The sequence below is a fragment of the Mesorhizobium sp. M0518 genome (genome assembly GCF_040321125.1).
Lineage (GTDB): Bacteria > Pseudomonadota > Alphaproteobacteria > Rhizobiales > Rhizobiaceae > Mesorhizobium.
Genome location: NZ_JAMYQY010000047.1, coordinates 1 through 9,892, shown reverse-complemented (window position 1 = coordinate 9,892; position 9,892 = coordinate 1). Strand labels below are relative to the sequence as shown.

The 9,892-nt window shown below is 62.0% G+C and carries 12 protein-coding genes and 2 tRNA genes; 5 read left to right on the top strand and 9 right to left on the bottom strand.

Translation table 11 applies throughout. The features are described 5' to 3' along the window. On the bottom strand, window positions 1-109 hold a 109-nt coding region (locus NKI66_RS32305), incomplete at its 3' end, for a GTP-binding protein (RefSeq protein WP_352556263.1). Between the two features lie 312 nt (window positions 110-421). On the opposite strand from NKI66_RS32305, the gene NKI66_RS32300 reads away from it, so the two are divergent. Continuing rightward, window positions 422-1,309 carry a DMT family transporter gene (locus tag NKI66_RS32300; RefSeq protein ID WP_352439972.1) on the top strand — a complete coding sequence of 296 codons (888 nt, stop codon included), beginning with the start codon at window positions 422-424 and terminating at the stop codon, window positions 1,307-1,309. A gap of 175 nt (window positions 1,310-1,484) precedes the next feature. After that, window positions 1,485-1,622 carry a hypothetical protein gene (locus NKI66_RS32295; protein WP_164778452.1) on the top strand — a complete coding sequence of 46 codons (138 nt, stop codon included), beginning with the start codon at window positions 1,485-1,487 and terminating at the stop codon, window positions 1,620-1,622. A gap of 78 nt (window positions 1,623-1,700) precedes the next feature. Here NKI66_RS32295 and NKI66_RS32290 read toward each other — a convergent pair whose 3' ends face one another. After that, window positions 1,701-1,958, bottom strand: a complete 258-nt coding sequence (locus NKI66_RS32290; RefSeq protein WP_023812088.1) for a GlsB/YeaQ/YmgE family stress response membrane protein — start codon at window positions 1,956-1,958, stop codon at window positions 1,701-1,703. Between the two features lie 130 nt (window positions 1,959-2,088). On the opposite strand from NKI66_RS32290, the gene NKI66_RS32285 reads away from it, so the two are divergent. Next, entirely contained in the window at window positions 2,089-2,553 is a 465-nt protein-coding gene (locus NKI66_RS32285; RefSeq protein ID WP_352439971.1) for a YidB family protein, read from the top strand. Between the two features lie 78 nt (window positions 2,554-2,631). Here the strand turns inward: NKI66_RS32285 and NKI66_RS32280 are convergent. After that, window positions 2,632-2,705: transfer RNA gene (locus NKI66_RS32280), tRNA-Gly, on the bottom strand. Between the two features lie 89 nt (window positions 2,706-2,794). Next, window positions 2,795-2,879: transfer RNA gene (locus NKI66_RS32275), tRNA-Tyr, on the bottom strand. A gap of 198 nt (window positions 2,880-3,077) precedes the next feature. Between NKI66_RS32275 and rlmB the strand changes: the two genes are divergently transcribed. Continuing rightward, complete coding sequence (gene rlmB, locus NKI66_RS32270) at window positions 3,078-3,926, top strand: 23S rRNA (guanosine(2251)-2'-O)-methyltransferase RlmB (RefSeq protein WP_023812090.1); 849 nt, start codon at window positions 3,078-3,080, stop codon at window positions 3,924-3,926. Window positions 3,927-4,033: 107 nt separating this feature from the next. Here the strand turns inward: rlmB and NKI66_RS32265 are convergent, their stop codons facing one another. Genes NKI66_RS32265 through gcl form a run of 3 tightly spaced genes read right to left on the bottom strand, consistent with a single transcriptional unit; the run spans window position 4,034 to window position 7,580 of the window. Next, a complete protein-coding gene (locus tag NKI66_RS32265) occupies window positions 4,034-4,951 on the bottom strand; it encodes a 2-hydroxy-3-oxopropionate reductase (RefSeq protein WP_352754044.1) in 918 nt (305 codons plus the stop codon). 33 nt (window positions 4,952-4,984) lie between these two features. After that, window positions 4,985-5,788, bottom strand: a complete 804-nt coding sequence (gene hyi / locus NKI66_RS32260) for a hydroxypyruvate isomerase (protein WP_023812092.1) — start codon at window positions 5,786-5,788, stop codon at window positions 4,985-4,987. 10 nt (window positions 5,789-5,798) lie between these two features. Then, on the bottom strand, window positions 5,799-7,580 hold the full coding sequence (gene gcl, locus NKI66_RS32255; RefSeq protein ID WP_352754043.1) for a glyoxylate carboligase: 1,782 nt from the start codon (window positions 7,578-7,580) through the stop codon (window positions 5,799-5,801). A gap of 212 nt (window positions 7,581-7,792) precedes the next feature. Between gcl and bhcR the strand changes: the two genes are divergently transcribed. Beyond that, window positions 7,793-8,614 carry an HTH-type transcriptional regulator BhcR gene (gene bhcR / locus NKI66_RS32250; RefSeq protein WP_127295745.1) on the top strand — a complete coding sequence of 274 codons (822 nt, stop codon included), beginning with the start codon at window positions 7,793-7,795 and terminating at the stop codon, window positions 8,612-8,614. Between the two features lie 79 nt (window positions 8,615-8,693). Here the strand turns inward: bhcR and NKI66_RS32245 are convergent, their stop codons facing one another. Beyond that, window positions 8,694-8,999: a BA14K family protein gene (locus tag NKI66_RS32245; protein WP_352609700.1), complete on the bottom strand. Its 306-nt coding sequence runs from the start codon at window positions 8,997-8,999 to the stop codon at window positions 8,694-8,696. Window positions 9,000-9,440: 441 nt separating this feature from the next. Continuing rightward, the gene (locus NKI66_RS32240; RefSeq protein ID WP_352754042.1) at window positions 9,441-9,656 is read right to left on the bottom strand and encodes a hypothetical protein; all 216 of its coding nucleotides are present in this window, start codon (window positions 9,654-9,656) and stop codon (window positions 9,441-9,443) included. Between the last annotated feature and the right edge of the window lie 236 nt (window positions 9,657-9,892).

Here is a 9,892-nt window from a genome sequence, read left to right as displayed (position 1 = left end):
CAAAATACTTGGTGATCGCCGCCGTCAGCGACGTCTTGCCATGGTCGACGTGGCCAATCGTGCCGATGTTCACGTGAGGCTTGTTACGCTCGAATTTACCTTTTGCCATTGTCTCTTTCCTTGGACGGCCCGGATCTTCAGTTCGGTCGAAGACCTTCAGTTCAGTCGAATGCGGGGCGATTAGCGACAAAGGCCAAAAAACACAAGCGTCTTTTGGCCGGGTGCCGTCTCACTCAGTCCGAACCATCGATCCGATTGCGGGGATATGACGAAGATATAGGAAGGCTCTGGGCAAAATGAAGGGGTAGCGGGCCGACCGATCGAGGCCGCGAAAGCGCTGGCTTGCTTGCCCGGCCCTGTCTGATTCATGGCCAGGCCATGGACCATTGCCGCCACCACCCGCCTCTGATCTTGTGGCCAGATGCATTTCATCCCTGCCTCTATCCGCGGCCCGCTGTTCATGATCGTCTCGACGGGATCGTATCTCGTCAACGACACGATGATGAAACTCGCGACGGCAGGCCTGCCGTCCTACGAAGTGCTGTTTCTGCGGGGTGCCGCGGCTGCGCTCTGGGGCTTCCCGCTGTTGTTCGCGCTGGGCTACGGCAAGCAGATCCCGCTGATCTTCGACAAGCGCGTACTGAGCCGGAACATGCTCGAGCTGGCGGCGATCCTTTGCTATGTGATCGCGCTCGCCAATATGCAGATTGCCGATTCCACCGCGCTCGGCCAGATCACGCCGCTCTTGATGCTGGTCGGCTCCTCGATCCTGTTTGGCGAGCGGATCGGCGGCCGGCGCATGGCGCTGATCGGGCTCGGCTTCGTCGGAGCGCTGATGGTGGCGCAGCCGAGCATGCAAGGCATTTCGGTCTACGCCTTGCTGGCGCTCGGCAATGCCACATTTGCGGCGGCGCGCGACCTTGCCGGTCGGCGGGTCGCGGTCGAGGTGCCGGGGATGATCGTGGCGATTTCCGCAGTCGTGGTGGTGCTGATCGGCGCCGGCGCCGCGCATCTGGTTTCAGAGCGCTGGGTCATGCCCGGGGCACATCACCTGCTGCTGATGGCGGGTGCTGGATTTTTCCTGATCTTCGGCCACTTCTTCATCTTCATGGCCTATCGCGTCGGACCGACCAGCGCCGTGGCACCGTTCTATTATTGCTTCACCGTCTGGGCGGTGATTTCGGGCCTGCTGGTGTTCGGGCAATTCCCAAACACACTGGCGATCTGTGGCATCCTGCTGGTGGTCGGCAGCGGGCTGACCATCGTGTCGCTGGATCAGCGTCAGCGCCGGCTGGCCGTCGTCGCCTGATGCATGTCGCCCAAAGTGCCCCGGATTTGGGAGAACGACATGCATAAACAAAGACCTGGAGCCTCCGCATCCACGCATGCGCGGATGAGCAGTTGCCGCGCCGAAAAAGATCGTCTAATCGGCGAAGCATAGTTCGATCGACGACGAGATGATCAATCAGCCAAGGGAGTTCCCCGTGACCGATTTTGACCAGAACAAGAGCTCCGACGCCGAGCACAAGGCCGCTATCCGCAAGTCGCTTGTCGGCTGGGCGGTGTTCATCGCGGGAACGCTGATCTTTTTCGTCGCCGCCGATGCAGTGCTGATGCCATAGACGAGCCTCTGCACGTACCGGCCCGAAGCCGGTCTTGCCTCAGCAGGACTTCGAAACGTCGGTCGACCCCGCAGGCGCCTAAAGCGTCCGCCTTGCGCTGAACTGATGGTAGGCCCACAGCACGACCACCGCTCCAACCACCGCGACGATCAGGCTGGAGATGTTGAGACCGGTGACACCCACGCCAAAGATCTGGCTGCAGATCACACCGCCGACAATGGCGCCGACGATGCCGAGGACGATATCCATGATCAGGCCCTGGCCGGTCTTGTTGACGATCTTGCTGCCCAGGAAGCCGGCAATGGCGCCCAGAATGATCCAACTGATGATACCCATTTTTTCCTCTCCATCCCCTCGCCAGCCGACATTTTCATAGGATTGTCAAAACCTCAAGCCAGCTTGAAATTCCGCCCGAATACTTCATTGTTGAAGATGGGACGGGCTTGGTCGCTATGGAGGATCCACTATGGGACTTTTTGACAATGCCGTTCCCGGCGGCAACATCACCAAACCCCTGATGATCGCGCTCGGCGCATTGCTGGTCGGCAAGATGCTGAGCGGCAGAAGTGCCGAAGAGCCAGAGCAGTCTCCCGCGCCCGCTCCGACCGCCCCCGTCCCGACGGAAACCACATCCGCCGATGGTGGCCTGGCTGGCGGATTGGGCGGTCTGCTCGACAAGCTCAGAAATGCCGGCCACGGTAATGCCGCCGACTCCTGGGTCGGCACCGGGCAGAACCAGCCGATCAACGCCAACGATCTTGGCGCCGCGATCGGACCGCAGATCATTCGCGAGATCGCGCAACGGACCGGGCTGGACGAGCAGGAACTGCTCAAGCAACTGTCCACCGCCCTGCCCGGCATCGTCGACAGGCTGACGCCGAACGGCCAGGTGCCGCAGCAGCACCAGGTCGCCACCGCGTTCAACAGCTGACGCGGCACAGCCACGACAATTGGAGCACTGCGCGCCTCGTGCGCAGTGTTTCGGCTTGCCGGTGATGGGATAAGTGTCTGGAGCGGGTAGCGGGAATCGAACCCGCATATTCAGCTTGGAAGGCTGCTGCTCTACCACTGAGCTATACCCGCGCCGTTCCTGAAGTACCGGATTCATCCGAAAAGCGCCATGCACTTTTCGGTCCGATTCTTGTCACGTTTCAGGGCTTCCGGGCCGGCAGTGGTGGAGAGGGTTGGATTCGAACCAACGTAAGCTAAGCTAACGGATTTACAGTCCGTCCCCTTTAACCACTCGGGCACCTCTCCAGTCTGCCGCCGGAGCCATGCAACGAGGCATTCACGCCGATCCGGACCCGAGTTATGTGTTCTCCGAAACCAGCGCAGCGCCTTATGGCGGCAAGCCCATTGGGTGTCAACCGCGCAACCATGGTTTTTCGTTTCTGTTCGCCGGCTGTGACGGCGGGCCATATCCTTGGCCGGAGGACACAGCTATAGAAGCCAGCCATGAGCGACAAAACCAACACCCCCAAAGACACCCATTACGCCAAGCTGCGCCGCGCCTATCGCGACGAGAAAAGCGGCGGCGCGCCGGCGTTCCGGCCCCGACAGCCGGTTCCGCCGGGCGAAAATGCCGCGGATGGCCTGGTGCGGCTCTACGGCCTGCACACCGTGCGCGCCGCACTCGACAATCCGCGCCGCAAGATTAGGAAGATGCTGGTGACGCGCAACGCGGCCGAGCGCCTCGAAATCGCCGATCTCGCCGCCCTGCCCTTCAAGACCGAACTGGTCGAACCCAGGGACATCGACAAGATCACCGGGTCGGACGCCGTGCATCAGGGTGTGCTGATCGAGGCCGAGCCGCTGAAAGCCAAGCGGCTCGATGCGCTTGGCGACGCGAAGCTGGTGCTGGTGCTCGACCAGATCACCGACCCGCACAATGTCGGCGCTATCCTGCGCTCGGCGGTCGCCTTCGGCGCCGGCGCGCTGATCACCACAGCCCGCCACAGCCCGCAGGAATCGGGCGTGCTGGCGAAATCCGCCTCCGGCGCGCTGGAGCACATCGACCAGATCGAGGTGAAGAACCTCGCCGACGCACTCGGCCAGTTGCACGAGGCCGGCTTCCGCACCATCGGACTTGATTCGGACGCGCCGGCCGAACTCGAAAAGAGCTTTGCCGGAGAAAAGATCGCCTTGGTGCTGGGCGCCGAAGGCAAGGGCCTGCGCCAGAAGACGCGCGAGACGGTGACCACGCTGGCGCGGCTCGACATGCCCGGCGCCATCCATTCGCTCAACGTGTCGAATGCCGCGGCGATCAGCCTTTACGTGGCGCGGGCGTTTTTGAAGCGCGGCTAAGCCAAAAATATCTCGAAACGAGAAACGGGTTCCGACAGACGCCGGAACCCGTTCTTCGACGGGCCAAGAGTTTGCGGCTTGGGAACGTTGCGCCGCCCTCTCCTGACCTATGCCGCTTTGCCCCTGGCGTCGGCTGCCTCGCTGCCGACCTCGAAATTGGCCATCCGCTCCAGCGCCCTGACCAGCGCCGAATGATCCTCCTTGGCGCCGCCATTGGCCGCGCAGGAATTGAACAGCTGCTGAGTCGTCGAGGTGTTGGGCAAGGAAACGCCGAGCGCCTTCGCGCCCTCCAGCGCGAGGTTCAGATCCTTCTGGTGCAGTTCGATGCGGAAACCAGGCGCGAAGGTGCGCTTGACCATGCGCTCACCATGCACTTCCAGAATGCGCGAGGCGGCCAGCCCGCCCATCAGCGCCTGCCTGACCTTGGCCGGGTCGGCGCCAGCTTTCGATGCAAAAACAAGCGCTTCGGCGACGGCTTCAATGGTCAACGCGACGACGATCTGGTTGGCCACCTTGGTGGTCTGGCCAACGCCGTTCGGCCCGACCAGGGTGATGTTCTTGCCCATCTTTTCGAAGATGGGTTTTGCGCGCTCGAACGGCTTTTCCTCGCCGCCGGCCATGATGGTGAGCGACGCCGCCTTGGCGCCAACCTCGCCGCCCGAGACCGGTGCATCGAGATAGTCGCAGCCGAGATCGTTGATCTTCTTTGCGAAGATTTTGGTCTCGATCGGCGAGATCGAACTCATGTCGATGACCAGCTTGCCCTTGGCCAGGCCGGACGCGACGCCATTGTCGCTAAACAGCACATCGGCCACCTGCGGAGTGTCGGGCACCATCAGGATGATGATGTCGGCAGCTTTGGCCACGGCGGCGTGGCCGGTGACGGTCTTCAGGCCTTTGGCGACGAGATCGGCCGGCGGCTTGGAGCGATGGTCGCTGGCGATGACCTTGTAACCCGCGTCCAGCAGATGCCCCGCCATCGGCGCGCCCATGATGCCGAGGCCGATGAAGCCGATGGTTTCCATTGTGGTTCTCCAAATGACTGTGTGAAACGCCCCCTAGTGCTTACGCCGCAGCACTTCCCTGCCCGGCCAACTCCGAAGCCACCCCAAGCCAGCCTCCGTCCCGGCCTTCGGCTTGTACTCAGCCCCGACCCATCCGGCATAACCGATGCGGTCGATATGCTCGTAGAGGAAGGGATAATTGATCTCGCCCGTCCCCGGCTCGTGACGGCCGGGATTATCCGCAAGCTGAATATGCGCGATGCGGCCAAGGTTAGCCTCGATGGTCCGGGCGAGATCCCCCTCCATGATCTGCATGTGATAGATGTCGTATTGCAGGAACAGGTTTTTCGAGCCGACGCGATCGATCAGCGCCAAGGCCTGATCGGAATAGTTGAGGAAGAAGCCCGGAATATCGCGCGTGTTGATCGGCTCGATCAGCAGCCTGATGCCGGCCTGCTCCAGCTTTTCCGCCGCGAAGGCGAGGTTTTCGGCAAAGACATCCTCCAGCACCTTGCGGTCGGCGCCCGCCGGCGCGATGCCGGCCAGGCAATTGACCTGCTGGCAGCCGAGCGCCTGCGCATAGGCGATCGCCTTGGCGATGCCCTGGCGGAATTCCGGCACACGGTCCGGCAGCACGGCAATGCCGCGTTCGCCCTTGCCCCAGTCGCCGGCCGGAAGATTGAACAGCACCTGGGTCAGACCGTTCTTCTTCAGCCGGGCCGCGACGACATCGGGCGCATGGTCGTAGGGGCCGATATATTCGACGCCCTTGAAGCCGGCGCGAGCGGCGGCATCGAAACGGTCGAGGAACTCATGCTCGCCAAAGAGCATCGAAAGATTGGCTGAAAACCGCGGCATTCTTTTTCTCCTAATCCAACATCACGATCGCTGTCGGCGCATCTTCCTGATGTTCGGCAAGCTCCTCGAATTCGGTGATCTTGTCGATCTCGGTACCCATGGAGATGTTGGTGACGCGTTCGAGGATGAATTCGAGCACGACCGGAACCCGGTGCTCCTTCATCAGCCGCTGCGCTTCCTTGAAGGCACCAGCGAACTCTTCGGGCTTGCGCACCCTGATCGCCTTGCAGCCCATGGCCTCGGCGACGGCAACGTGGTCGACGCCGTAGCCGGCCTCGGGATCGCCTGACCGGTTGATGTTCTCGAAGGCAAGATCGACCTCGAAATCCATCGAGAAACCACGCTGCGCCTGGCGGATCAGGCCGAGATAGGCGTTGTTCACGACGACATGCAGATAGGGCAATTTGTGCTGTGCGCCGACCGCCAGTTCCTCGATCATGAACTGGAAATCATAGTCGCCCGACAGCGCCACGATGGTGCGGTCCGGGTCGGCGGCGCGAACGCCAAGGGCCGCCGGCAAGGTCCAGCCGAGCGGGCCGGCCTGGCCGCAATTGATCCAGTTGCGCGGCTTGTAGACATGCAGGAACTGGGCGCCGGCAATCTGCGACAGGCCGATCGTGGTGACATAGGTGACGTCGCGGCCGAACGCCTTGTTCATCTCCTCATAGACACGCTGCGGCTTCAGCGGCACCTGGTCGAAATGCGTCTTGCGCTTCATGGTCTTCTTGCGGGCCTGGCATTCCTTCGCCCAGCCGGACCAGTCGCGCAGCTTTCCAGCCGTCTTCCACTCGGTGGCCACGTCGAGCAGCATCTTCAGTGCGGCACCGGCATCCGAAACGACGCCGAGATCCGGCGCGAAGACACGGCCGATCTGCGTCGGCTCGATGTCGACATGGATGAATTTTTTGCCCTTGGTGTAGACATCAACGGAGCCGGTGTGGCGGTTGGCCCAGCGGTTGCCGATGCCGAAGACGAAGTCGGCTTCCAACATCGTCGCATTGCCATAGCGGTGCGAGGTCTGCAGTCCGCACATGCCGGCCATCAGCCGGTGATCGTCGGGGATCGCTCCCCAGCCCATCAAGGTCGGGATGACCGGCACGCCTGAAATCTCGGCGAATTCGATGAGCAGATCCGACGCATCGGCGTTTATGATGCCGCCGCCGGCGACGATCAGCGGCTTTTCGGCGGCGTTGAGCATCGTCAACGCCTTTTCGGCCTGGGTGCGCGTCATGGCCGGCTTGAACGGCGTCAACGGCTCATAGGCGTCGATGTCGAATTCGATTTCGGCGAGTTGCACGTCGACCGGCAGGTCGATCAGGACAGGGCCCGGCCGCGAGGAACGCATCAGATGAAAGGCCTTCTGCAGCGCCATCGGGACGAGATAGGGCTCCATGACGGTGACCGCCCATTTGGCGACCGGCGCGGCAATGGCTGATATGTCGACGGCCTGGAAATCCTCCTTGTTCAGCCGCGCCCGCGGCGCCTGACCAGTGATGCACAGGATCGGAATGGAATCCGCGGCGGCCGAATAGAGCCCGGTGATCATGTCGGTGCCGGCTGGACCCGAAGTGCCGATGCACAGGCCGATATTGCCCGCCTTGGCGCGCGTAAAACCTTCCGCCATGTGCGAGGCGCCCTCGACGTGACGGGCAAGCACATGGCGGATCGTGCCCCTCGCCTTCATTGCCGAATAGAACGGATTGATCGCCGCGCCCGGCACGCCGAAAGCGCAGGAAATGCCTTCCTTTTCGAGAACGAGAACCGCGGCATCGACAGCGCGCATCCTGGCCATTTTCCAGCCCTCCACGGGTTTGTCATTGTTGGATTGGCCAAGATGTCAGCACGCCGGTTATTTTTCAATTTTTTCAGAATATTTTTTCATTTCTAGGAATCGGCGTCATCTTCGTGATTCCATTGGGTTTTCCGTTTTCCAGGAATTCATCTGGCGGTTGGAGTGAAAAACTTTTTCATTGCGCATTTGGCGAAACGACCGAGAATGACGGCATGGAAACGACCGAAAAACGCCAGCGCGGACGGCCGCGCGCTTTCAACGGGCCATCGGAGGCCAGCTCGGTGCAGTCGCTCGACCGGGCGCTGCGCATCTTGGCCATTGTCGCGGAAGGCAGCGGCCTGTCGCTGAGCGAGATCTCTGCGCAGAGCGGCCTTGCCGCCTCCACCGCCTACCGCATGCTGACGACGCTGCAAAACCACGGCATGGTCGAATTCGACACATCAGACCAGCTCTGGTCGATCGGCGTCGAGACCTACCGCATGGGCGCGGCCTTCCTGCGCCGCCGCAAGCTGGTCGACCGCGCCCGTGTCGTCATGCAGGAGCTGATGGAAAGAACCGGCGAGACCGCCAATCTCGGCGTCGCCGAGGACGATTGCGTGGTCTTCGTCAGCCAGGTCGAGACGCATCAGGCGATCCGCGCCTTCTTCCGGCCGGGCACGCGCAGCCCCTTCCATGCGTCCGGCATCGGCAAGGCGGTGCTGGCCCATCTCGAGCCGGAGCGCGTCGGAACCATCCTGCGCAAGGCCGGGCTGCAGCGCTTCACCGACCGGACGTTGTCCGACATTTCGGCGCTTGCCCACGATCTGGCGCGGATCAAGCTGCGCGGCTGGTCGGTCGACGACGAGGAGCGGCATCCCGGCATGCGCTGCGTGGCAGCCGCCATCTTCAACGAATTCGGCGAGCCGATCGGTGGCGTCTCGGTGTCCGGGCCAACGGTGCGGGTGACGCCGGAGCGGCTGGCCGAGATAGGCCCGCTGGTGCGCGATGCCGCGGCCGAGGTGACCAGGATGATCGGCGGCATCAGGGCGACCTGACGGTCCGATCGTTTCAAGCACAGCGAGAAGAGGGGCTGCGGGGCGCCCCTCTTCTGGCTGATTGAAACGCCACCTCCTCTCAGAGACGGCAGTAGTGGCGATAGCCGTCGTGGCCGAGATAAGTGTCGGAGTCCGCATCATAGCTCTGGTAGCGGTCATAGCAGCGGCGGACGTGCCACGAGCCGCCGCCTTCGTCGACATAGACGGTACGCGGCTGGGCGAGCAGGCTGCCGAGGACGAAGCCGCCGACGCCGGCGGCAATGCCGATGCCGATTTCGCGGTTGTGGTGATGGCTGTGGGCGGCCGAGGGCTGGACGGTGCCGGCCAGCGTGGCGGCGGCGACGGCGGTGGCGATAAGGCCGGAAACGAGTGTGTTCTTGAACATGACGATCTCCTTGCTTCGTTGACCGAGGCGATCCATCCGCCTCTTGATCATCTGTCGTCGCGGCCAGGAAAAAGGTTCGAATCTTTTTTCGATTTTTCTGGAACGGGGAAATCGGATCGACCGATGCTGACGGCGACCTTGCGAGAGCTTGGCGAAGAAGTTGATGCGGCTGATCTCCTCTCTTGCGGGGGAGATGCCCGGCAGGGCAGAGGGGGGTGCTGTCCCGCCAGCTTGTCAACCAATCAGGGCGAGGCAACCGCACGGACAAAATAGAGAAAGTTCATGGGGAAGCCGGTGATCCTTCACACCCCCCTCTGTCCTGCCGGACATCTCCCCCGCAAAGGGGGAGATCGGCAGCTTTGCCGTCCCCACTTCACAAAGTGATCGCCCAACGCAAAAAGGGCGGCCGAAGCCGCCCTTTTGGGAAATTGGGTCCCTCCATCAAAGGAAAATGATCACCCTGCCATGCCTGTGGTGATGGTTGTGGTGATGGTTGTAGTGCTTCCACCAGTACTTCTTGAAGTGCTTCTTGTGATGGTTGTAGTTGTGGTGATGGCCGTGCATGCCGTGGGCGGACGACGTGCCGACAGTGCCGGCGAGCGCGCCGGTGACGACGAAGACGGCGACGAGGCCTGAGGTAAGAATGCGCTTCAACATGATGATCTCCTGGATCCTTGATCGAGGCGACCCATTCGCCTCTGAAACATCAGTCGGCGCGGCGCGGGAAAAGGTTCGAAAGGCTTGGAGATTTTTTGTGGAGCGCCATTGGCGCAAACGAGCAACGACGGCAAGGACACCAATGAACCGTCGCCCCCTATTCCCCTATTCCCCTATTCCCCTATTCCCCTATTCCCCTATTCCCCTATTCCCCTATTCCCCTATTCCCCTATTCC

Excerpts from the sequence above, each read along its gene's own strand:
- NKI66_RS32290 (WP_023812088.1), bottom strand. The coding sequence starts at position 1,958 with ATGGGTATCATCAGTTGGATCATTCTGGGCGCCATTGCCGGCTTCCTG.
- gcl (WP_352754043.1), bottom strand. The coding sequence starts at position 7,580 with ATGGCCAGGATGCGCGCTGTCGATGCCGCGGTTCTCGTTCTCGAAAAG.
- NKI66_RS32285 (WP_352439971.1), top strand. The coding sequence starts at position 2,089 with ATGGGACTTTTTGACAATGCCGTTCCCGGCGGCAACATCACCAAACCC.
- hyi (WP_023812092.1), bottom strand. The coding sequence starts at position 5,788 with ATGCCGCGGTTTTCAGCCAATCTTTCGATGCTCTTTGGCGAGCATGAG.
- NKI66_RS32245 (WP_352609700.1), bottom strand. The coding sequence starts at position 8,999 with ATGTTCAAGAACACACTCGTTTCCGGCCTTATCGCCACCGCCGTCGCC.
- NKI66_RS32300 (WP_352439972.1), top strand. The coding sequence starts at position 422 with ATGCATTTCATCCCTGCCTCTATCCGCGGCCCGCTGTTCATGATCGTC.
- rlmB (WP_023812090.1), top strand. The coding sequence starts at position 3,078 with ATGAGCGACAAAACCAACACCCCCAAAGACACCCATTACGCCAAGCTG.
- NKI66_RS32265 (WP_352754044.1), bottom strand. The coding sequence starts at position 4,951 with ATGGAAACCATCGGCTTCATCGGCCTCGGCATCATGGGCGCGCCGATG.
- bhcR (WP_127295745.1), top strand. The coding sequence starts at position 7,793 with ATGGAAACGACCGAAAAACGCCAGCGCGGACGGCCGCGCGCTTTCAAC.
- NKI66_RS32240 (WP_352754042.1), bottom strand. The coding sequence starts at position 9,656 with ATGTTGAAGCGCATTCTTACCTCAGGCCTCGTCGCCGTCTTCGTCGTC.